Source organism: Comamonas koreensis, from assembly GCF_021026195.1.
GTDB lineage: Bacteria > Pseudomonadota > Gammaproteobacteria > Burkholderiales > Burkholderiaceae_C > Comamonas > Comamonas koreensis.
Genome location: NZ_JAJNCT010000020.1, coordinates 167,967 through 188,363 on the forward strand (window position 1 = coordinate 167,967; position 20,397 = coordinate 188,363).

Annotated in this window: 20 protein-coding genes; 13 read left to right on the plus strand and 7 right to left on the minus strand. The window is 62.9% G+C overall.

Annotated features, from left to right (window positions below):
* Positions 1–46 precede the first annotated feature (46 nt).
* On the minus strand, positions 47–808 hold the full coding sequence (locus LPW39_RS14950) for an SDR family oxidoreductase (protein ID WP_230776613.1): 762 nt from the start codon (positions 806–808) through the stop codon (positions 47–49).
* A gap of 84 nt (positions 809–892) precedes the next feature.
* The gene (gene kdgT, locus LPW39_RS14955; RefSeq protein ID WP_230776615.1) at positions 893–1,924 is read right to left on the minus strand and encodes a 2-keto-3-deoxygluconate transporter; all 1,032 of its coding nucleotides are present in this window, start codon (positions 1,922–1,924) and stop codon (positions 893–895) included.
* A 256-nt stretch (positions 1,925–2,180) separates the two neighbouring features.
* Between kdgT and kduD the strand changes: the two genes are divergently transcribed.
* Together kduD and kdgR are read left to right on the plus strand one after the other, a co-directional pair.
* The gene (gene kduD / locus LPW39_RS14960) at positions 2,181–3,008 is read left to right on the plus strand and encodes a 2-dehydro-3-deoxy-D-gluconate 5-dehydrogenase KduD (RefSeq protein WP_230776617.1); all 828 of its coding nucleotides are present in this window, start codon (positions 2,181–2,183) and stop codon (positions 3,006–3,008) included.
* 41 nt (positions 3,009–3,049) lie between these two features.
* Positions 3,050–3,910, plus strand: a complete 861-nt coding sequence (gene kdgR / locus LPW39_RS14965) for a DNA-binding transcriptional regulator KdgR (RefSeq protein ID WP_230776619.1) — start codon at positions 3,050–3,052, stop codon at positions 3,908–3,910.
* Positions 3,911–3,931: 21 nt separating this feature from the next.
* Here kdgR and LPW39_RS14970 read toward each other — a convergent pair whose 3' ends face one another.
* Positions 3,932–4,606 carry a phytanoyl-CoA dioxygenase family protein gene (locus LPW39_RS14970; RefSeq protein WP_230776621.1) on the minus strand — a complete coding sequence of 225 codons (675 nt, stop codon included), beginning with the start codon at positions 4,604–4,606 and terminating at the stop codon, positions 3,932–3,934.
* Positions 4,607–4,884: 278 nt separating this feature from the next.
* Here LPW39_RS14970 and LPW39_RS14975 point away from each other — a divergent pair, with 278 nt between their 5' ends.
* Complete coding sequence (locus LPW39_RS14975; protein ID WP_230776624.1) at positions 4,885–6,108, plus strand: MFS transporter; 1,224 nt, start codon at positions 4,885–4,887, stop codon at positions 6,106–6,108.
* A 68-nt stretch (positions 6,109–6,176) separates the two neighbouring features.
* Here LPW39_RS14975 and LPW39_RS14980 read toward each other — a convergent pair whose 3' ends face one another.
* Complete coding sequence (locus LPW39_RS14980) at positions 6,177–8,312, minus strand: TonB-dependent receptor domain-containing protein (RefSeq protein WP_230776632.1); 2,136 nt, start codon at positions 8,310–8,312, stop codon at positions 6,177–6,179.
* A 381-nt stretch (positions 8,313–8,693) separates the two neighbouring features.
* Here LPW39_RS14980 and LPW39_RS14985 point away from each other — a divergent pair, with 381 nt between their 5' ends.
* Positions 8,694–9,032: a hypothetical protein gene (locus LPW39_RS14985; protein ID WP_230776635.1), complete on the plus strand. Its 339-nt coding sequence runs from the start codon at positions 8,694–8,696 to the stop codon at positions 9,030–9,032.
* A gap of 33 nt (positions 9,033–9,065) precedes the next feature.
* Here the strand turns inward: LPW39_RS14985 and LPW39_RS14990 are convergent, their stop codons facing one another.
* The 3 genes from LPW39_RS14990 to arfB all read right to left on the minus strand — a co-directional run bounded on the left by LPW39_RS14990 (position 9,066) and on the right by arfB (position 11,720).
* Entirely contained in the window at positions 9,066–10,484 is a 1,419-nt protein-coding gene (locus LPW39_RS14990; protein ID WP_230776642.1) for an ATP-binding protein, read from the minus strand.
* Positions 10,481–11,230 (minus strand): response regulator, encoded by a 750-nt coding sequence (locus tag LPW39_RS14995; RefSeq protein ID WP_230776644.1) that lies wholly within the window; start codon positions 11,228–11,230, stop codon positions 10,481–10,483. The genes LPW39_RS14990 and LPW39_RS14995 overlap by 4 nt, the downstream gene beginning before the upstream one ends.
* Positions 11,231–11,303: 73 nt before the next feature.
* Positions 11,304–11,720, minus strand: a complete 417-nt coding sequence (gene arfB / locus LPW39_RS15000) for an alternative ribosome rescue aminoacyl-tRNA hydrolase ArfB (protein WP_230776647.1) — start codon at positions 11,718–11,720, stop codon at positions 11,304–11,306.
* Positions 11,721–12,051: 331 nt separating this feature from the next.
* Here arfB and LPW39_RS15005 point away from each other — a divergent pair, with 331 nt between their 5' ends.
* The 9 genes from LPW39_RS15005 to LPW39_RS15045 all read left to right on the plus strand — a co-directional run bounded on the left by LPW39_RS15005 (position 12,052) and on the right by LPW39_RS15045 (position 20,200).
* The gene (locus LPW39_RS15005) at positions 12,052–14,286 is read left to right on the plus strand and encodes an NADP-dependent isocitrate dehydrogenase (RefSeq protein ID WP_230776657.1); all 2,235 of its coding nucleotides are present in this window, start codon (positions 12,052–12,054) and stop codon (positions 14,284–14,286) included.
* Between the two features lie 249 nt (positions 14,287–14,535).
* Positions 14,536–15,225 carry a helix-turn-helix transcriptional regulator gene (locus LPW39_RS15010; RefSeq protein WP_230776659.1) on the plus strand — a complete coding sequence of 230 codons (690 nt, stop codon included), beginning with the start codon at positions 14,536–14,538 and terminating at the stop codon, positions 15,223–15,225.
* On the plus strand, positions 15,222–15,782 hold the full coding sequence (locus LPW39_RS15015) for a DUF6036 family nucleotidyltransferase (protein WP_230776661.1): 561 nt from the start codon (positions 15,222–15,224) through the stop codon (positions 15,780–15,782). The genes LPW39_RS15010 and LPW39_RS15015 overlap by 4 nt, the downstream gene beginning before the upstream one ends.
* Before the next feature lie 407 nt (positions 15,783–16,189).
* The gene (locus tag LPW39_RS15020) at positions 16,190–16,555 is read left to right on the plus strand and encodes a hypothetical protein (RefSeq protein WP_230776663.1); all 366 of its coding nucleotides are present in this window, start codon (positions 16,190–16,192) and stop codon (positions 16,553–16,555) included.
* 128 nt (positions 16,556–16,683) lie between these two features.
* Positions 16,684–17,013: a hypothetical protein gene (locus LPW39_RS15025; RefSeq protein ID WP_230776665.1), complete on the plus strand. Its 330-nt coding sequence runs from the start codon at positions 16,684–16,686 to the stop codon at positions 17,011–17,013.
* A gap of 2 nt (positions 17,014–17,015) precedes the next feature.
* Positions 17,016–17,960 (plus strand): CorA family divalent cation transporter, encoded by a 945-nt coding sequence (locus LPW39_RS15030; protein ID WP_230776667.1) that lies wholly within the window; start codon positions 17,016–17,018, stop codon positions 17,958–17,960.
* Positions 17,932–18,345, plus strand: a complete 414-nt coding sequence (locus LPW39_RS15035; RefSeq protein WP_230776669.1) for a hypothetical protein — start codon at positions 17,932–17,934, stop codon at positions 18,343–18,345. The genes LPW39_RS15030 and LPW39_RS15035 overlap by 29 nt, the downstream gene beginning before the upstream one ends.
* Complete coding sequence (locus LPW39_RS15040) at positions 18,342–19,295, plus strand: CorA family divalent cation transporter (protein ID WP_230776671.1); 954 nt, start codon at positions 18,342–18,344, stop codon at positions 19,293–19,295. The genes LPW39_RS15035 and LPW39_RS15040 overlap by 4 nt, the downstream gene beginning before the upstream one ends.
* Positions 19,292–20,200, plus strand: coding sequence for a CorA family divalent cation transporter (locus LPW39_RS15045; protein WP_230776672.1), 909 nt, complete (start codon positions 19,292–19,294; stop codon positions 20,198–20,200). Before LPW39_RS15040 ends, LPW39_RS15045 begins: the two co-directional genes overlap by 4 nt.
* Positions 20,201–20,397 lie beyond the last annotated feature (197 nt).

Sequence of the window (20,397 nt, forward strand, 5' to 3'; positions counted from 1 at the left end):
CCAGGGTGCTGTCGCGCAGCGAAAAAATCGAGCTGGGGTGGCAGGCTCAGTTGGACCAGCCACCATCAATCACATGGGCCTGGCCCGTGGTGAAGGCTGCTTCGTCCGAGGCCAGATAGGCCACCAGTGCAGCAATCTCTTCGGGCTTGCCGACGCGGCCCATCGGCTGGCGGGCCACGAAGGCAGCGCGCACGGCGTCCACCGACAGGCCATCGTGCGCCGCCTGGGTGGCGATGCGCTGGCCCAGCGAGGGCGAATCGACGGTGCCCGGGCAGATGGCATTGCAGCGCACGCCCCGGGTGCAGTAATCGGCGGCGATGGACTTGGTCATGCCGATGACTGCCGCCTTGGTGGCGCTGTAGGCGAAGCGGTTGGGCACGCCCTTGATGCTGGAGGCGGCCGACGACATATTGATGATGCTGCCCTGGCCCCGCTGCAGCATGCCCGGCAAAAAGGCGCGGATGCTGCGGTACATGGCTTTGACATTCAGGTCAAAGGCAAAATCCCAGTCCTCCTCGCTGCATTCGAGCACGCTGCCGGCATGCACAAAGCCTGCGCAGTTGAAGAGGATGTCGATGGGGCCCAGCACCTCGGCCAGGGTCTGGATCTGGGTGCTGTCGCGCACATCGAGCTGGCGCGCATCCAGGCCAGAGCCTGCCAGCGGGCCGATGTGCAAGTCGGTGGCAATCACGCGGGCACCTTCGGCTGCCAGGCGCTCGGCGCTGGCGCGGCCAATGCCTTGCGCCGCTGCGGTCACCAGGGCCACCTTGCCTGCCAGGCGGCCGGGAGAAACGGAAGAATGGGTCATGGAGTCAGTCCTGTCAAAACTATCAAAAGGCCCAGCTGCGCCGCAGGTCAGCGCAGCAGGGCGGGGGATGAAAGCGCTGCGGGTTTAGAAGTGGCCGTCCTGGGCCAGCTTGGGCGGGCTGCCAGCCGCGCTGGTTACCGGGCTAGGTGCGGTAGCGGATACCTGTTGGCTGCGGCCATACTTGCGCGCCCACATGGCGGTGAGGATGGGCACCAGGATCGCGGTCAGCAGGCAGGCGGTGGCGGTGATCGCCGTGGCCGAATCGGCCATGGACTTGAGCTCGGGCACCATGGTGCCGATGATTTGCGGATTGGCGACGGCGGCACCGGCTGTGGATGAGGCGGCCAGCCCGGCTGTGCCATTGCCGCCGCCGATGAACTTGTCCGCCAGGATCAGCGGAATGCCGGTAACGATGATGACGGCCACGCCGACAAAGACGCCGGTAAAGCCGCTCTTGGCGATGACGCCCAGGTCGATCGAGCAGCCCAGCGCAAAGCCGAAAAAGGGGATCAGCGGGTGCACGCAGCGGCCAAAGAACTCACGCAGGTTGGCATCCAGGTTGCCCAGCGCAAAGCCGATCAGAAACGGCAGCACCGCACCGGCAAACAAGCGCGGCTCAAACACCGCCACGCCGGTCGCGCCCAGGATCAGCATGCTGACCAGCGGGCCAGACTCGATGGAGGTGAGCACAAAGGCGCCTGCCTCCTCTTGCGTGCCGTACTGCTGCATCAGTGCGGCATACAGGCCGCCATTGGTCATGTCCATTGCGGTGACCAGGGCCAGCACCGACAGGCCGGTGAACAGCCCCGTCTGGATGCCGCCTGGCGGCAAGAAGCGCGTTGCCACCATGGCAACGACCCAGGCCACCAGGATCTTCGTGACGACCAAGGTGCCGGATTTTTTCAGCACCACGCCTGTCGCCTTGAGGTTGATTGTCGCCCCCATACAAAAAAACCAGACCGCCAGAATGGGCACGGTGCCGGTCATCAGCCCGTTCGTGAACGAGCCGAAGTACTTGCCGGCATCTGGTGCAAACGTATGCACGCAGGCGCCCAGCAGCAGCGGAATCAGCATGAGCCCGCCGGGCACACGCTCAATGGTTTTCTGGATTTCCATGTCTCGCTCCTCACACTTTGGTGGTGAATTTGTTATCGCTTGTAGAGGTGTTGTCCGATGACTACCGAGGCAACCGGGACAGTGTTCCATAAATTTAAAACTGGAAAATAGCTGGTAAACCCTTTGTCCAATTCCATTTATAAAAATTTACGGAACATTGTTCTGAAAAATGAAGATTGTGTTCCAATGGTTGCCATATCTCTTGGCTGGCCGCTTCCTGGGCTGGCTGTTTTTGAACCCAGCCATCGCCCTGTCCATGTCCCAACCCTCCATCGCCCATGCGCCTGTTGCGGCCCCATCCAGCCCGCGTCACCCCTTTGATCTGCAGGGCCGCGTGGCAGTGGTGACGGGCTGCAATACGGGGATTGGCGCGGGCATTGCGGTGGCGCTGGCGCAGGCAGGGGCCGATATCGTCGGGCTCAACCGCAGCGATGCCAGTGAGACGGCTGCGCAGGTGCAGGTGCTGGGGCGCCGATTTGTACCGGTACAGGCCGACCTGTCGCGCACGGAGGCGATGGCCGGTGTCCTGGCCCAGGTGATGGCAGCGGTGGGCCAGGTCGACATCCTGGTGAACAACGCCGGCATCATTCGCCGTGCGGATGCCTTGGACTTCAGCGAAGAGGACTGGGATGCGGTGATGAACACCAACCTCAAGAGCCTGTTCTTTCTGTCGCAGGCCGTGGCGCGTCATATGCTGGAGTGCGCCGCGCAGCAGGGGGCGCAATGGCGCGGCGGCAAGATCATCCACATCGCATCGCTGCTGTCGTTCCAGGGAGGGGTGCGGGTGCCTTCCTATACGGCAGCCAAGAGCGGTGTGCTGGGCCTTACGCGCCTGATGGCCAATGAATGGGCCGCCAAGGGCATCAATGTGAATGCGATTGCGCCGGGGTATATCGAGACCAACAACACCGAGGCGCTGCGCCAGGACGCAGCCCGCGCGGGCGAGATCCTGCAGCGCATCCCCGCCGGGCGCTGGGGGCAGCCGGCAGACCTGGGCGGCGCGGCGGTGTTTTTGGCCTCCAGCGCGGCCGATTATGTGCATGGCCATACCTTGGCGGTCGATGGCGGCTGGCTGGCCCGATAATCGAGTCCATCCACCACAGCCCAACACAGAAGGACGGACCGATGAGCGAGAGCCCCGCAGCCATGGACAAGACCGACACCGTCGCCGCAGTGGAGAAAGCCTTTGCCATTCTGGAATGCCTGGGCAACCAGCGTGATGTCAGCGTGACCGCGCTGGCCCAGCAGCTGTCGCTGTCCAAGTCATCGGTGCACCGCCTGCTGCAAACCCTCAAGGCCCTGGGCTATGTGGCGCAGGATGGCGAATCGGAGCTGTACCGCGCCACCTTGCGGCTGTTTGAGCTGGGCGGCAAGGCGCTGGAGAACACCGACCTCGTGCGCGAGGCCGACGAGGAAATGCGCCGCCTGGGCGCGCTGACCCGCGAGACCATCCACCTGGGTGCGCTTGATGAAGACGCGATCATCTACATCCACAAGATCGAATCGGATTTTGGGCTGCGCATGCAGTCGCGCATTGGCCGGCGCAAGCCCTTGCACAGCACCGCCATTGGCAAGGTGCTGCTGGCCTTCATGCCTGCCGAGCAGGCGCAAAGCCTGCTGTCGTCGCAGCCGCTCAAGCTGTTCACGCCCCGTACCTTGAGCTCCGTCGATGCCGTGATGGACATCCTGCCCCGCGTGCGTGCCCAGGAGGTGGCCGAGGACGATGAAGAGGCCGAACCCGGTCTGCGCTGTATCGCGGTGCCTGTGTTTGACCGCTTTGGCCACGTGATTGCCGCGCTGTCGGTGTCCTTCCCGATCATGCGCTGCGGCGCGGACACGCCGCACTACTACCGCAGCTTGCTGAAAACCGCCAGTGCGGCGATCTCGCAAAAGATGGGCTGGCATGCGCCGGCAGTTGCGTCAGTCGAGCCAGTTGGAAAAGATGGAGAAGGCAAGCAGGGCAGTGCTGGCGACGAGCAGCCCTAACGCAGTTAACGTTGCCTTGGCTTAGGCAGAGGCCAGAACAAAATCGCCAGGCGCATAGCGCGCACTGGTATCCATGCGCACCTGGCGCAGCGCTGCCGTTTGCTGGTGCGCGTCATACAGCACCTCGGCGGCATAGTTGATCAGCAGGCTGCGGCGGTGCGCGCCGCTGGGGTTGAGGCTGGCGGCATGCAGCAAATCAACATCAAACACCAGAATATCGCCAGCCTGGCCGGAGATCTGAATGGCCAGTGATTCGTCATGCTCCATGCGCGCGGCTTCTTCGGCGTTGGGGCGGTGGCTGGCGGGAATCAAGCGCGTGGCGCCGTTCTCAGGCCCAAAGTCATCCAAAAACGCCAGCGCGCCCACGGTGTCGCCCGGGCGCTGGTTGGACAGGTCACGGTGCAGCCGCTGGTAGCCTCCGCCGCCCACGGGCTCGCGCCCTTCCACTTGCGACAGAAAAAAGCGCTCGCCAATCAGCACGCCCGCAGCGGCCAGCAGCTGCGGCAGTTGGCACACCGCCAGCATCTGGGCGTTGTCATCTACCAGCGCATGGCGCCAATCCCAGCCCCGGGGCACCGGCCAGTCGCTGGTGATGCCCGCATCAAAGGCCTCGCGCAAACCTGGCAGCCAGTCGGCCGGAATGGCCTGGCGCAGCAGCAGATAGCCGTCGTGCTGGAGCTGTTCGCGGGGGCCCATGGTTTGCCTTTCAAGCTGCGGTGGGGTAAGGGCGGATGAGGTGCAGCGGGGAGTATAGCCAGCGAAGGTTGAAAGGCCGGTGTACATCAGTAGCTTGCATGGCCGTGGTAGCCGCTGGCTGTGGCCGGCTGCGAGATTGCGGACATTTCTGTCCGATATGTTCTGAATCTCGGCCTGATTGTCTTGCTGCGGCAATCGCTGCACCATGGCGGCTGATGTTTTCACCCGCCAGCGGCCCTAGGCCTGCGCGGGTTTGTACAGGACTTTCGCGTAGCGCCATGGCAGATTCTTCTTCGCTTTCTTCTCACCCATCCCCCCATCTTGAACCCAGCTGCCCACCCCAGAGCAGCGGCCTGCCGTTGGCATCGCTGCTGGCGCTGGCACTGGCGGGCTTTGTCACCATCCTCACGGAGGCCTTGCCGGCCGGATTGCTGCCGCAGATCAGCGCCGGGCTGGGCGTGTCGCAGGCTATGGCGGGGCAGTTGGTCAGCCTGTATGCGATCGGCTCATTGGTGGCGGCGATACCGCTGACGGCGGCCACCCAGCGCATGCGCCGCAAGCCCTTGCTGCTGGCGGCATTGGCGGGCTTTGTGCTGGCTAACAGCATCACCACGGTGTCGGGCAGCTATGCGCTCACCTTGCTGGCGCGCTTTGTGGCGGGCGTGGCGGCAGGCCTGCTTTGGGCCTTGCTGGCCGGCTATGCCACGCGCATGGTGCCGCCGCACCAAAGCGGGCGCGCCATTGCGATTGCAATGCTGGGCGCGCCGCTGGCGCTTTCGCTGGGCCTGCCGCTGGGCACCTGGATGGGCCAGCACCTGGGCTGGCGCCTGTGCTTTGCCAGTATGAGCGTGCTGGCGCTGCTGCTGATGGCCTGGGTGCAGCTGCGCCTGCCCGATTTTGCCGGCCAGCCCGCGGGCCAGGCTTTTGGTTTGGGCCAGGTCTTCCGCCTGCCTGGGGTGCGGCCGGTGCTGCTGGTGGTGCTGGCCTATGTGCTGGCGCACAACCTGCTCTACACCTATATCGCGCCCCTGCTGGCGCCGGCCGATCTGGGCGGGCAGATCGACCGCGTGCTGCTGGTGTTTGGGCTGATGTCGGTGCTCAGCATCTGGATCACCGGCCTGCTGATAGACCGCCATCTGCGGGCGCTGAGCCTGGCGAGCACGGGGCTGTTCCTGTTGGGTGCCGTGTTGCTGGCGCTGGCGATGCAGCTGCCGGCTGCCGTCTATCTGGCGGTGGCCGTCTGGGGTCTGGGTTTTGGTGGGCTGCCGCCGCTGTTGCAAACGGCCCTGGCCAAGAGCGCAGGGCCGGCGGCCGATGTGGCACAGTCGATGCTGGTGACCTCATGGAACCTGGCCATTGCCGGGGGCGGCATGGCCGGTGGCGTATTGCTGGCGCAGTGGGGCGTGGCGGCTTTCTCGCCAGCGGTGCTGCTGCTGATGCTGCTGAGCCTGGCGGTGGTGCTGCTGGCCAAGCGCCATGGCTTTGCAGCGGCCCAGCCCTGACCGAGCAGGCGTAGAAAAGGCGCTGAGATAAGACTCTCAGCGCCTTTGCCTTAGGGCGTTAAATCAGCTTAGAAGCTGGCCGTCAAGGTGGCAAAGAAGCGGCGGCCGGGCAGGTAGAAATTGTTGCCGACATCGCGGTTGCCGCTGGCATTGCGGTCAAACAGGTTCTTCACGCCGGCGTTGATGCGCAGCGCCTTGTTGATGCGGTAGTTGGCCGCCAGTTCGTAGAGCACATAGCTGTTCTGGATGCGCTGCTCGCCAAAGTTGGAGTTGTCGGCCAGGCGCTGGGCCAGGCCCATCTGCTTGCCCACCAGCTCGGCGCCCAGGCTCAGGCCCAGGGCGGAGTTGACCTGCCAATCCAGCACCGAGGAGCCGCTCCACTTGGAAACGGTGGTCAGCGCCACGCCGGTGGTCTTGTTCTCGGCCTTGAGCATATGGGTCAGGCTGTTGTTCCAGGTGATGCTGCGGCTCAGTGGCACGCGCAGATTGGCTTCCAGTCCGCGCGTGATGGCCGAGTCGATATTCACATACTGGGCCCAGTAGTTGCTGCCGCCCGGCAGGTAGCCAATGCCTTGCGAATCGATCTTGTCCTTGAAGTCGGTGTTGAAGAAGGTCAGGCCCGCTTGCCAGCCTTCATGCTCCCAGGCAGCGCCAAACTCCCAGTTCTGCGAGGTCTCGGGCTTGAGGTCGGAGTTGCCCCGGATGCTGCAACCGCCACCGGTGTAACCGGCAAAGCCGCAGCCCGCGCCTTGCGACTGGCTCACAAAGTTTTCGTTGGACTGGCGCAGGTTGGGCGCGCGGAAGCCTTCGGAGTAGCCGCCACGCAAGGTCCAGGCAGCCGTCGGGTGGTAGACCAGGTAGGCGCGCGGGCTGATGTGCGAGCCGTAATCGTCATGGCGGTCACCGCGCAGGCCCAGGGTCAGGGTCAGGTTGTCGCGCAGAAAGAGCTGGTCTTCAACAAACAAGGCCTGCGACTTGGCCTGCTTGTAGCTGAGGCCGACCACGCCCGCCTCATTGGCGACCGAGCCCACCGAGTTGGGGTTGTCCAGTTCCTGGCGCTGCCACTGCGCGCCCACGGTCAGCATCTGGTCAAAGCCCCATTGGAAGGGCATGGTCACCGAGCCGTCGAGGATCAGGTCCTCCGACACCGAATGCGTGTTGTAGGTCTGGGTCGCGGTGCCGCCGGGCACGGGCACAAATTGGCCGTTTTCAATCCGAGGCGCAGTCGTCTCGTTGCTGTACTTGCTGTGGCTGAGCGAGAGCTTGGACGTACCAAAGCTGTACTTGCCCTGGTGGGTCAGGCTGGTGCTTTCGCGCTCCATATTGGAGGGGCCGCGCGTGGTGGCCGCAGCCGCAAAGCCGCCTGGGTTGCTGGTGGAGGGCGAGGGGCCGCCCAGGGTCTTCCACTCGGCGCGCTGCACATCCAGGCTTAGCTTGTGGTTGTCGTTGATGTCCCAATCCAGGCGTGCACCCAGCGACTGGCGCTTGGCGCCTTCCCGCCCGCCGCCCCAGCGGAAAGCGGTGGTGCCGTCTTCCAGGCCGCTGTCTGCCTGGCGGTAGGTTTGCTGGCCGTTCAGCTGCAGCTTGAAGCCCTTGCCCAGCGGGCCGCTGATGTTGAAGCCACCGCTGTAATCATTGCCACGGATGGATTTGGGATTGATCTCGGCACCAGCAGAGACCTGGCCAGCCCATTTGTCGCCGCCTTTCTTGGTGATGATGTTGATCACGCCACCCATCGCGTCCGAGCCGTAGAGCGAGGACATGGGGCCACGCACCACTTCGATGCGCTCGATCGCTTCAGGCGCAATCCAGTTCAGTTCATTGCGGGTGTAGCGGTCAAAGGTCTCGCTGGAACTGCCCACGCGCACGCCGTCGACCAGGATCAAGGTGTACTGCTGCGGCAGACCGCGAATCTGGATGCTGGTGCCGCCATCGGGCGTGGTGGCTTGGGTCAGGCCGGGCACGCGGCGCAGTACCTCGTTCAAATCGGTGGCCGGCACGCGCGCGATGTCTTCGGCGGTCAGCACCGTCAAGCTGGCCGGTGCGTCCTTGGCGGCCGTGGCCGTGGCCGCTGCCGTCACGGTGATGGTGTCCAGCGTGGTACCGGCCTCGGCACGGTCTTGCGCAGAAGCGGCCGGCGCCAGGCACAGGCCTGCGGCCAGCGCAATGGGAAGAAGGGGGAATGAAGCAGCGGGATGGGACATGACAACAAACAATGGCGATGAGACGGTCTGCAGGCGGCGCAGCCCCGGGCAAAGCCGGGCGGGCCAAAGGTATGCAGAGCGGAGCTGGCTGGCGTGGACGCGGCGCGGGGCCGACCACGTTGGCTGGGTGAGCAAATGAATTCGCAATCGGAATCATTTGCGACGCATGTGGCTGGTGTTTGCCTGTTTGTGTCAGTTTGTGACTAAGTAGGTCTGCTAGGGCTCTCCTAGCAAGGCGGTTAACTCCTCTCAGTTCATCTGCTCTCGGCTGTCACCTGCTTTCGTGTTTGCCTTGCTAACCTAATTTCGTAGGAATGCACGGAAGCGGATTACGAGTATTGATTTAATATATGGAGTTTTACTTATGAAGTGATGGAGTATATGAAAGACGGGCATCCATTGGAGCAAGGTCGCGTGGGGAAGAAGCGGTGGCAAATAAATCTGCTGATCCGCTTTCATTACCATCTGGCATCAATCGTATCTCTAGCAATCTTGAGCTTATTCTGGGCGGATCTGATCTTGAATGCTCTTCCCCTCACACTTACACCAGGCGTAAAGAAAGAACCGTCGTTGCTTCTTTATCCTGCGCTGTGGTTTCTTTCATGTTCGTTAGCCGTAAAAATTGGGATGCTTGTCGTCGCTTTTCTTTGGCAAATGTACGCCAACTTTTTTGTCGTGAGTTTGAACACCAAGCGACCGGCAGCAGAGATCGATTTGTAGTTGATGCGACGTTTAGCAGCATTTCCAGCCCGCTTAAACCGGCAACTCAATCACCGCCCGTAACCCACCCTCGCTGCGGTTATGCAGCTTCAACTCGCCGCCATGTGCCCGCACGCATGAGCGCGCAATCGCCAGCCCCAATCCAAAACCACCGGTCTCGCCATTGCGGGCGACCTCCAGCCGGCTAAAGGGCTGAAAGGCCTGCTCCATGTCCTGCGGGGCAATGCCGGGGCCTTCGTCTTCGATTTCCATGCGCACGGTGCCGGCAGTGCCCGGGACTGCCGCATTTGGCACGGTCAACCGGACTTGCACACGGCCATAGCGCGCGGCATTGTCGATCAGGTTGGCGAGGGCGCGCTTGAGGTGGGCGGGGCGGCAGCGGTAGCTGATGCTGTCTGGCGGGCTCCAGTCGACCTGGCGGCCGAGGGTACGCTGCTGCGCGACCACTTCGCCGACCAGCGCATCCAGATCCACCGGCTGGGTGGTTTCGCGCATCGCGTCGTCCTGGGCAAAGTGCAGGATCTCTTCGACCATGCTGTGCATCTCGTTGATGGTGTTCACCATCGCCTGGCGCAGTTCGTCGTCGTCCACCAGCTCGGCGCGGATGCGCAGCGAGGTGAGGGGGGTACGCAGGTCGTGGCCGATGGCGGCAACCATGCGGGTGCGGTCGTTCACGACGCCGAGCAGGCGGTCCTGCATCTCGTTGAAGGCCTCGATGATTTCGCGCACACCTTCGGGGCCGGACAGCGGCAGGTGCGCGGAGCGCTCGCCCCGGCTGATGCGCTGGGCCGCGTCGGTGAGCATGCGCAAGGGCTGCATGATGCGCCGGCCAAACAGCACCGCAATGACGATGATGGGCAGCATGCCGACGGGGATCGAGAAGCTCAGCACCCGGCTCCAGTGGCTGAGCAGCATGGTGGGCAGGTGCCAGCTGCTGAGCCACTGGCCATCGGGCAGGCGCACATCCACATGCAGCATCCAGCTGCCATCGTCATCAAATGCCGGGCTGAGCTTGCCCAGGATGTCCTGGTCCACATCGCCGGCCTCGCTGGCGGCTGCAGGAGAGCGCATGCGCAGATGGATGCGCACTGGCGGGTCTGCAGCATTGGCACCGGCATCCAGCCCCAGGCGCTCCTGCAGCCTGGCGGTGAGTTTGGCTTCCTGCTCGGTGACGGGTTGGCCGTCGTCAAAAGGGCGTGGGCGGATGCGGAACTGCGAATCGGGCAGGCTGATGCTGTGCACCAGGCGCTGGGCGGATTCGGGGCTGCCCTCCAGTGCGCGGTAGGCGGCGGCCACCCGGGTCTCGATGGTGTGGGCCGACAGCGGGTGCACAACATCACTGTCCTGGCGCAGCCAGGTCAGCAGCAGCACGGCGACCAGGTGGGCGACGATCAGGGCCAGCAGCAACAGGGCCAGCAACTGGCCGGCTAAGGTGCGCGGCAGCAGCTTCATGGGGCGAGGCTGATGTTTCTGGCGGCCAGCAGGTAACCGTCGCCGCGCACGGTCTTGAGCATGCGCGGCTGGCGCGGATCGGATTCGAGCTTTTTGCGCAGGCGGCTGATCTGCGTGTCGATGCTGCGGTCAAAAAAAGCGTCGCCTTCACGCTGGGTCAGGTCCATCAGCTGCTGGCGGCTCAGCACGCGGTTGGGGTTCTCCAGCAGTGCACGCAGCAGGTGGAACTCCGCCGTGGTCAGCGGCACAGGGCTGAGGTTGGGGTCCTGCAGCTCGCGGGTGGTCAGGTCAAAGGACCAGCCTTCAAAGGTGTAGCGCTTTTCTGCCGACACGTCGGCGGTGGGCGCCGCTTGGGCCGCATCGTCTGCCCGCCGGCGGGCGCCACGCCGCAGCACGCTGCGGACCCGGGCCACCAGTTCGCGCGGGTCAAAGGGCTTGAGCACATAGTCGTCGGCGCCAATTTCCAGGCCCGCCACCCGGTCGGCCTGGTCGGTCATCGCGGTCAGCAGGATGACGGGGGTGCCGATGTGCTCGGCGACAAAGCCGCACAGCGACAGACCGTCCTCGCCGGGCAGCATGACGTCCAGGATGATCAGGTCATAGCTGCGGTCCTTCAGCAACTGCCGCATCGCCAGCCCATCGCAGGCAGTGTCGACATCGAAGTCATAGCGGCGCATGAAAGTGGCAAGAGGGTCGCGGATGCTTTGATGGTCATCGACGATCAGGATGCTGCGTCGCACATTCATGGAAATTCGGGCATTGGCAAATGAGATTACTTCTTATTATCACCGGCCATCTGGCCGTGGGTGCCGTGCATGGTCAATCCCGCACCTTGCCGCGCTGGGCTTTGACATTGGCGCGCAGGCTCTTGCTTTGCAGGCGGCGCTGCTGCGAGCCCCAGGTCGGCTTGGTGGCGCGGCGCTTGCGCGGCTCCACCGCCACGCTGGACACCAGGGCGTTGAGGCGCTCCAGCGCATCCCAGAGGTTTTGCTCCTGGGTGCGGTAGCTCTGCGCCTTGATGACGACCACGCCCTCCTGCGTGATGCGCGAATCGGCCAAGGCCAGCAAACGGGTTTGCACGGGCTCGGGCAGGCGCGAGGCACGCACATCAAAGCGCATGTGGATGGCGCAGCTGACCTTGTTCACGTTCTGCCCGCCGGGCCCCTGGGCGCGGATGGCCGTCCACTGAACATCGGCTTCATGCAGGGTGAGGGCGGCGGGCAAGGGCGTGGTCATATCGGGGGGCGTATGGCGGTAAAGCGGCAGGGAAAGGCTGGGTTGGGTTTCACAGCGCTGTCGTGCTGCGCTGGCATAACCTGTATTTTGCGGCAGCTGTCCGGGAAGCCTCAACAAACGCTGGGCCAACTCTTGTATAAGACTTAAAAAGCAGCGACAATCCTTGGCGTTGAATTCCGTATTGTGATATTGCATTGCAGCATTTGAGGGACAGGCTTCCCAACGGTGGTCGAGCAGTACATCATGAGGGAGTTTACGCGGGCGCGCCCTGAGCCGTGGAGACCAGCCAAGGCGCGACGCACATCAGAACTTTTGCCACTTGAAAGACCAGATGACTACCCAGCAACCCACCATCATCTACACCCTGACCGACGAAGCCCCTCGTCTGGCGACCGCAGCGTTCCTGCCCGTTGTTCGCAGCTTTGCGAGCGCCGCTGGCATCAATGTGGCCGAGAGTGATATTTCGCTGGCAGCCCGCATTCTGGGTGAATTCCCCGAGTTTCTGACCGAAGCACAGCGCGTGCCCAACAACCTGGCCGACCTGGGCAAGCTGACCCTGACGCCGGATGCCAACATCATCAAGCTGCCCAACATCTCCGCATCGGTGGGCCAGCTGCAAGAAGCCATCAAGGAACTGCAAGACCACGGCTACAAGCTGCCTGACTACCCAGACAGCCCTGCCAACGACGCAGAAAAAGACATCAAGGCCCGCTATAGCAAGTGCATCGGCTCGGCCGTGAACCCCGTGCTGCGCGAAGGCAACTCCGACCGCCGCGCGCCGCTGGCCGTGAAGAACTACGCCAAGAAGCACCCCCATTCGATGGGCGAGTGGAAGCAGTGGTCGCAAACCCATGTGTCGCACATGGAAGAGGGCGACTTCTACCACGGCGAAAAGTCCATGACCCTGGACAAGGCCCGCGAAGTGAAGATGGTGCTGGAGACCAAGTCCGGCAAGACCGTGGTGCTCAAGGACAAGGTCAAGCTGCAGGACGCAGAAGTGGTTGACTCGATGTTCATGAGCAAGAAGGCCCTGCTGGCTTTCTACGAAAAGGAAATCGAAGACTGCAAGCAGTCAGGCATCCTGTTCTCGCTGCACGTCAAGGCCACGATGATGAAGGTGTCCCACCCCATCGTGTTCGGCCACTGCGTGCGCATTTTCTACAAGGAAGCGTTCGAGAAGCACGGCAAGCTGTTCGAGCAGCTGGGCGTGAACGTGAACAACGGCATGGCCAATCTGTACGAAAAGATTGAGACCCTGCCCGCATCGCAGCGCGAAGAAATCATCCGCGACCTGCACAAGTGCCAGGAGGGCCGCCCCGCGCTGGCCATGGTGGACTCTGCCAAGGGCATCACCAACTTCCATTCGCCCAACGACGTGATCGTGGACGCATCGATGCCCGCGATGATCCGCGCTGGCGGCAAGATGTGGGGCGCCGATGGCAAGCCTTACGACTGCAAGGCCGTGATGCCTGAGTCGACCTTTGCCCGCATCTACCAGGAAGTGATCAACTTCTGCAAGTGGCACGGCAACTTCGACCCCAAGACCATGGGCACCGTGCCCAACGTGGGCCTGATGGCGCAAAAGGCCGAAGAGTACGGCTCGCACGACAAGACCTTCGAGATCAGCGAAGACGGCGTGGCCAACATCGTCGACATCGCCACCGGCGAAGTGCTGATGAGCCAGAACGTGGAGCAGGGCGACATCTGGCGCATGTGCCAGGTCAAGGACGCACCGATCCGCGACTGGGTCAAGCTGGCTGTCACCCGCGCCCGCAACTCCGGCATGCCTGCGGTGTTCTGGCTGGACCCCTACCGCCCACACGAAGCCGAACTGATCAAGAAGGTGCAAACCTACCTGAAGGACCACGACACGAACGGCCTGGACATCCACATCCTGTCGCAGGTGCGCGCGATGCGCTTCACGCTGGAGCGCGCAGCCCGTGGCCTGGACACCATCTCGGTGACCGGCAACATCCTGCGTGACTACCTGACCGACCTGTTCCCGATCCTGGAGCTGGGCACCTCGGCCAAGATGCTGTCGATCGTGCCACTGATGCAAGGCGGCGGTCTGTACGAAACCGGCGCTGGCGGCTCGGCGCCCAAGCACGTTGAGCAGCTGGTGGAAGAAAACCACCTGCGCTGGGATTCGCTGGGCGAGTTCCTGGCGCTGGCCGTGTCCTTCGAAGAGCTGGGCATCAAGAACAACAACGAGCGCGCCAAGCTGCTGGCACAGACCCTGGACCAGGCCACCGGCAAGCTGTTGGACGAGAACAAGTCGCCATCGCGCCGCACCGGTGAACTGGACAACCGTGGCTCGCAGTTCTACATCGCCCTGTACTGGGCCCAGGCGCTGGCCGCCCAGACCGCCGATGCCGAACTGGCCGCCAAGTTTGCGCCACTGGCCAAGAGCCTGGCCGATAACGAAGCCAAGATCGTTGGCGAGCTGAAGGACGTGCAAGGCAAGCCTGCCGATATCGGCGGCTACTACCAGCCTGACGTTGCCAAGCTGGACGCGGTGATGCGCCCCAGCAGCACCTTCAACGCAGCGGTGGCTGCCCTGGCCTGATAAGGCCCTGGCCTGGGCTGGCTGATGCCGCCCCGGTTGCGATCCTCCAAGTACAACCGGCAGTACCGTATGGGCTGCCGGTTTTTTCGTGCCTATTTGGGTCATCAGTGCTTGCCGGACAGCTCCGGTTAAGCCTTCAATGCCTACACCTACCTATAGTGAAGCACTGCACACTGGATGCTTGTAAATCTCGTTTAACTGATCTTCAAAATATCCAAAATATTGAATTTTGGTTAAAATATTCACCAAATGATCAGCCAAAACACCAGCCCACTTCTCGAACGCCAATTGCTGCTGCAGTTGGGGGATCGGCTACGGCGCTTGCGTAAATCACAGGGGCTGGGAACGGTAGAGCTGGCTGAACGTGCAGGGATGACGCGCAATACCTTGCGGGCGATCGAAACAGGCGACCCGGCGCCAACGATGGGAAGCTACTTGCGCGTCATGTCGGTATTGGGCGTGAGCGGAGACTTGGCTCTGCTTGCCGGTGATAGTTTGCAGTTTGCACCGGCCGGCTCTGCAGGTGCCCGCTCGGTTCGAGCTGCGCCTGTGGTGGAAGTACGTATCTCGGCAGAGACCACCAGGCACCAGTTGCAGGATCTGCAAAGCCTTGCGTTGCATGATGAGGCGGTTCGCTGGGCCAAGACGCGGCCCGAGGTGCTGGAGCAGGCGCAAGAGACACTGGAACAGTGGCTGCTTAAGGAGGATGCGCGCTCCGCACCGCTGTGGCGCGAATGGGCGGAGATTTTGAAGAACAGGTCATGGCGCAAGGTGCTGGGCAAGACCAGGCATGCCCAGCAGTTGCGACAGGCTTCGCCCCTGGTTACTGCGTTGCCGGCAGAAGTGCGCCAGCGCATCCTGGCGCAGGCTGCCGTTCTCAAACAAGGCGTGGTGCTAGGCGATGCCTCGCAGTTACCCGTTGCTGAGGAGACGCCATGACTCGCGAGGAGTTGGAGCACATCATTCGCGCCAGTGCGGATATTACCGACCAATATGAATTCGTGATCATTGGCAGCCAATCCATGCTGGGCACGGTTCCTTATCCTGAAGAAGTGTTCGTCGTGTCCATGGAAGCCGACATCTATCCGCTGCTGGCGCCGCATCTGGCTGACAGGATTGACGGTGCTATTGGCGAGGGTTCGCAGTTCCACCAAACCTACGGCTACTACGCCCAGGGGGTTGGCCCCGAAACGGCGGTGCTGCCGGCTGGTTGGGAGGCCAGGCTGCAGCGAGTGCAGAACAGCAATACCCAAGATCGTATTGGCTACTGCCTGGATCTGCGTGATCTCTTCTTGGCAAAGGCGGTTGCTGGGCGTGAGAAGGACCGCGTGTTTTGCATGGCGCTTCTGCTGCATGGCTATGTATTGCCAACCGCATTGCTAGCCTTGGTAGCTGATATGCCATTGGATGACAGTGCACAAAAATCGCTGCGTGCCACGATTCGCCGCTGGGCCAAGGCTTTGCGCGACGCTGGCCATTCCGTTGCGCAGGGCTAAGAAGCAGTGCATGCCTGATGTCGGTTCATATACCAAGGTATTTTGACCCCATGCCAATGACAATGGCATGCACCCCAAAGTCCACTGGCGATCCCGCCATGGGCCTGCGAGAATCCCTCCTGTCGTCGCGAAAGACCTGCGCTTTCAGCTTGCGACGACGCTCCGCCTTGCGCCATGTACCGACTCGGCGATTGCCGCCGATGTGCACTTCAGTTGCTGAAGCCAGGACATGGGCATCCCAAACCGTTCAACTGGAGAAAAGCCATGGATCCCGATCCCGAGCCTGCCATGCGCTGCTGCCAGCGCCACCTTCCTATGACCACCCCCCACCGGGCACGCAGCCCAAGGCCCTTGCGCAGCTGAATGCATGAGAGGTCTTGGTGGCGCGCTGCCTCCAGGAGAATCTCATGTTGTTCATCCACTCCTCATACATTGCACTGATGCAGCGCGTCATCCGCGCCGCTGTGGCATCGGATGCGCCATCGGCGCTGTCCACCTTTCTGGCATCGCACGGCGACAAGCCTTTTGCCCAGGCCTTGTCAGGGCTTTCAGGCCCAGTGATTGCTGATGCCCTGTCAAAGCTGCCCGCCCGCGACCGTGCGCGCGTACTACCCCAGTTGAGCCGGCTCGCCCGCCATCGGCTGCAGAGCCTGGATCGGCCCGCCCGCTTGGCGACCGGTCGTCCCACGGGCCGCTCTCGCGCACTGTGCTGGATATTTGGCTACCGGGCAGGTCTGCCTGTATCCCGGACTGCTGCTGACGCCCGCCGCTAACCCTGCACTGCGCTTCGCCACACGCAAAGCCTTCAGCCGGCCTTTTCCCCACTTGTCAATCCGCCAAGCCTAGGCACGCATTGCGTGTGCCATGGCCAGCGCGGAGCTGCGCCAACCGAGGACACGCGATGCCGTACTTCCAACACTTCTCGTCCGGTGGAACGCCACCGCCCTCCAATGCCGGAGTGAACCTGCACAGCCTTGTCTGGAGCCGGCCTGCACGCCGCCCCTTTGTATTGCCGCACCAGCGCCAACGGCATTGGTCGCGCTATGAGCGCCTCTCTTTTTCAATGCTGGGCGTCACCTGGGGCATCTTGGTGATTGCCGTGGCGGCGCTGCATGTAGGCAATTACCACCTCGATACCAAGACCTCGTCCACCTCGGGCTCGCACTCTGGTTTCTACGAAAGTGCGAAATCACTCAAATCCGATACCTCCGCGAAGGAATCCTCTCGATGAACATGCAATACCGATCTGGTCTTTTGCAGCCCGCTGCCGGTGCCGCGCTTGATGCCTTGCCCCAGTGGCTGCGAATCCGCGCCGATGAGCCTTGCAAGCTCACTGGCATCAAGCAGAGCATGGGCTTGGATATCGCCTATGGCCTGCAGCGCAATCTGAGCCAGGATGGCGAATTCAGTTACATTGCCATCACTTTTCTGGGCGTTGAGCAAGGCCTGAGAAAAGCCAGCCGCGTCATCTTTGTGCTCGGCCAAGACATGCTGGTATCGCTGGAACCCAGCACTGCGCCGCAGGCGCTGGAGACCGCGCAGCGCAGGCTGGAGCGACAGGGGCATGCCTTGTCCGCATTTGAAAACTTTGCCGTGGTGCTCCAGGCCATCAACGATGCGACAGACGAGTTGCTGGATTCGCTCAACAGCGATCTGGGCAGGGTGCTGGTGCAAACCAATTCGGTATTAAACAGCCTGGAGGCGCGGGACCGTGATTTTGGCGTGAGCGACGTCGTATCTGCGCAGCTGGATCTGGGCGAGGTCGAAGAGCTGCTGTCCGACTGTCTGGAGAGCCAGCTGCAGCTGGCGCTGGCAGCCCGCCATGCATTGGCGCGCATGCCCCAGGCCGATGCCGCAGTGCAGGCGCTGTTTGCGAGCCTGGTCGAAGACATTGAAGCGGTGGAGGACCATGTGAGCTTTGTGCATGACCGCGTACGCCTGCTGCAGACCACCAACAACATGGCCTTGAACGTCAAGCAAAACCAGATCGTCAAGGTGTTCTCGGTCGTGACGGCGGTGTTTCTGCCGGCGATGCTGATCTCCACCTACTACAGCATGAATGTGGCCCGGATGCCCATCCTGGAGTGGCAATACGGCGAGCCCATCACCATCGCGCTGACAGCGGGGCTGGCGCTGCTGCCACTGCTGTATGTCAAACACCGTGGCTGGCTGCGCTGAACGCAAGGCCGAGCGCGCCACCCGCCCCGAACCCGGAGTTATTCCCATGCCGCCAACGACCGACAAAACCCATTTCACTTACACCACGCTCAACCGCAACCTCGAAGGCCTGGTCTGGAATGCCGACCTGAGCCTGCAGGATGCGAGCGAGGCTGCATCCCAGCGCCGCCAGGCGATCAATGAGGCACGCGCTAGCCGTCCGCGCACCGCGCAGATTGAGCGCGAAATCATGGTCGCGGTGATCGTGCTGTATGCGCTCATCTTGGGCAGCTTTGCCGCACTGCATCTGTATGGCGGCTATGTGCTGGAGCAGCAGGAACAGGCCACGCAGGCTGCCGCATTGGCAGCACCGGGCACGGAGTCCAAGCCCGAGGTGCTGCCATGAACGAGGACCGCATCAACCCCCATGCCGCTGGCGGCCTGATGGCGGCGCGCCTGGCCCAGGCCGGCTGGCAGCGGCTCAATACCCAGCACGCCGAGCCGCTGGCGGCGGCGCAGCGCATGCATGGGCTGGACTTGTCCTCGGCGCGTGGCAGGGCGGCGATGGAGGAGGGTGATTTCATCGTCATCCCGGTGGAGCTCGTGATCTGCCAGGACGGAGAGTTCCGGGAGACGGTCGTCATCTTTGCGCTGGGCAAGGATCGGCTCATCAGTGTCGAACAGGGCCTGCAGCTGCAGGCGCTGGACCGTGCCAGCAAGCAGCTGTTCGCGTCCCTGGCCGATAGCTGTGCTCTCGATCCCTGCGCGATGATGTTTTGCATGCTTGAAGCGCTTAACGACGCAGCCCATGCCAGCTTGCGCGATATTGCGACGAGGCTGGATGAGCGCAGCGATGCCGTGGCGGCAGCCAGCGGCGGCTTTGACACCGCCAAGCGCCAGGCGGGGGTGGCCGATATTGCCGGCACCGCCATGGCCTTGGGGGAGGCCGAGGAGCTGGTCGCCAAAGCGGTGGAGGGCCAGCTGATGCTGGCGCGCGCAGGCCGCTGGCTGCGGCGTGCGGCAGGCGATGCCCGCCTGGGGCCGCGTTTGCCGGTGCTGCTGTCGGACATCCACAGCCTGCGCCGCTATGCCCGGTTCCAGCACGACAAGATCCGCAACCTGCAGCAGTCGCTGATGACCACCTTGGACATCAAGCAAAACCAGGTCATCAAGGTCTTCACCGTGGTGACCGCCGTGTTCACGCCGCCCACCCTGGTTGCTGCCTTCTACGGTCAGAACTTTGCCTATATGCCGGAGCTGGCACTGCCCTGGGGAGAGTGGATGGTCATGGGGCTCACGGGGCTGTTTGCGCTGATGCCGCTGGCCTATATCAAACGCAAGGGGTGGATGCGATGACTTGGGACGCAACCTTGCGGCTATGGAACCGGCTGCACGCTGCCAGCCCCGAGGCGGTGCACGATCTGGGCAGAAGACATGGCGTGGACCTGGTTCCAAACGCCGAGCCAAGCCCACCCCCTGCAGGCGCTGCCATACGCATCCGCTGCGCGCGCGCGCAAGACGGGCGGGTGCTGGTGGCCGATCTGCTGTGGCACCAGTCTGGTGATGCGCAAGCACTCTACACGGTAGAGACAGGGCAGCGCATGCTGCGCCCCGGCCAGGCACAGCAGCGCTTCCAGGCGCAGGGCCTGCCGGCGGGCAGTGCGCACGCGGTCGCTCTGGTACTGCTGCACCAGTTGCTGGGCCAGACCGGGCTGGTGCTCGATCGGATTGACGCGGGGCTGACAACCACCATGCGTTCGCTGCGCAGCTTTCAGCTGACGGTGGGTACGCCCGGCACCCGAGGGGCCGAGGACCTGACCGGCGTGGACACCGATCTGACGATGCTCAGCCGGCCGCTTGCGGTGGTGCTGGAGGCGCTGGACGATCTGGAGAAAGCGGCCAGGCAATTGCGGCGCAGTGTGTTGCAGGGCTCACAGCTGGAGTGCAGGCATACCGATGCGCTGCTGGCGGAGATCGACAGTGTGCAGCGGCGTGGCCGCTTCATGTTGGAGCGCCAGCGCTTTCACCGCCGTGCGGCCGAAGAGACAGTAGCCATGAGCGACCTGAATGTGACCAAGGTGTTCAGCGTGCTCTGGGCGGCCTTCATCCCTGGCACGGCCTTGATCAACTGGTATGGCCAGAACTTTAGGGTGATGCCCGAGCTGTCCTGGCATGGATCGCTGTGGATGCAATTGCTGGCCGTCTTGGTGCTGACCGCGATCCCCGTCTGGATGGTCAAACAATCGGGCACCTTGCGATGACCGGACCAGTGCGACCCCCTCGGTTGTTTTTGCGCCATTGCCTGAACAATCCTTTGCCCCTTATCTTCCATTTGCCTCATTTCCACCAGCCAGGCCGCAATGCCTGTCGCACGATGCGACAGTTCCCGGCCCAGCCATGACCGAGCCCGCCATGTATTCGTTATTTTCTCCATTGCATCTTTCGCGCTCAGCCGAGT

What these genes read in the sequence shown, in the direction of transcription:
- kdgT (WP_230776615.1), bottom strand. Translation starts at nt 1,924, where the DNA reads ATGGAAATCCAGAAAACCATTGAGCGTGTGCCCGGCGGGCTCATGCTG.
- LPW39_RS15005 (WP_230776657.1), top strand. Translation starts at nt 12,052, where the DNA reads ATGACTACCCAGCAACCCACCATCATCTACACCCTGACCGACGAAGCC.
- LPW39_RS15045 (WP_230776672.1), top strand. Translation starts at nt 19,292, where the DNA reads ATGACTTGGGACGCAACCTTGCGGCTATGGAACCGGCTGCACGCTGCC.
- kduD (WP_230776617.1), top strand. Translation starts at nt 2,181, where the DNA reads ATGTCCCAACCCTCCATCGCCCATGCGCCTGTTGCGGCCCCATCCAGC.
- LPW39_RS14990 (WP_230776642.1), bottom strand. Translation starts at nt 10,484, where the DNA reads ATGAAGCTGCTGCCGCGCACCTTAGCCGGCCAGTTGCTGGCCCTGTTG.
- LPW39_RS15040 (WP_230776671.1), top strand. Translation starts at nt 18,342, where the DNA reads ATGAACGAGGACCGCATCAACCCCCATGCCGCTGGCGGCCTGATGGCG.
- arfB (WP_230776647.1), bottom strand. Translation starts at nt 11,720, where the DNA reads ATGACCACGCCCTTGCCCGCCGCCCTCACCCTGCATGAAGCCGATGTT.
- LPW39_RS15020 (WP_230776663.1), top strand. Translation starts at nt 16,190, where the DNA reads ATGTTGTTCATCCACTCCTCATACATTGCACTGATGCAGCGCGTCATC.
- LPW39_RS15025 (WP_230776665.1), top strand. Translation starts at nt 16,684, where the DNA reads ATGCCGTACTTCCAACACTTCTCGTCCGGTGGAACGCCACCGCCCTCC.
- LPW39_RS14970 (WP_230776621.1), bottom strand. Translation starts at nt 4,606, where the DNA reads ATGGGCCCCCGCGAACAGCTCCAGCACGACGGCTATCTGCTGCTGCGC.
- LPW39_RS15035 (WP_230776669.1), top strand. Translation starts at nt 17,932, where the DNA reads ATGTCAAACACCGTGGCTGGCTGCGCTGAACGCAAGGCCGAGCGCGCC.
- LPW39_RS15030 (WP_230776667.1), top strand. Translation starts at nt 17,016, where the DNA reads ATGCAATACCGATCTGGTCTTTTGCAGCCCGCTGCCGGTGCCGCGCTT.
- LPW39_RS14975 (WP_230776624.1), top strand. Translation starts at nt 4,885, where the DNA reads ATGGCAGATTCTTCTTCGCTTTCTTCTCACCCATCCCCCCATCTTGAA.
- kdgR (WP_230776619.1), top strand. Translation starts at nt 3,050, where the DNA reads ATGAGCGAGAGCCCCGCAGCCATGGACAAGACCGACACCGTCGCCGCA.
- LPW39_RS14985 (WP_230776635.1), top strand. Translation starts at nt 8,694, where the DNA reads ATGAAAGACGGGCATCCATTGGAGCAAGGTCGCGTGGGGAAGAAGCGG.
- LPW39_RS14980 (WP_230776632.1), bottom strand. Translation starts at nt 8,312, where the DNA reads ATGTCCCATCCCGCTGCTTCATTCCCCCTTCTTCCCATTGCGCTGGCC.
- LPW39_RS15015 (WP_230776661.1), top strand. Translation starts at nt 15,222, where the DNA reads ATGACTCGCGAGGAGTTGGAGCACATCATTCGCGCCAGTGCGGATATT.
- LPW39_RS14950 (WP_230776613.1), bottom strand. Translation starts at nt 808, where the DNA reads ATGACCCATTCTTCCGTTTCTCCCGGCCGCCTGGCAGGCAAGGTGGCC.
- LPW39_RS14995 (WP_230776644.1), bottom strand. Translation starts at nt 11,230, where the DNA reads ATGAATGTGCGACGCAGCATCCTGATCGTCGATGACCATCAAAGCATC.
- LPW39_RS15010 (WP_230776659.1), top strand. Translation starts at nt 14,536, where the DNA reads ATGATCAGCCAAAACACCAGCCCACTTCTCGAACGCCAATTGCTGCTG.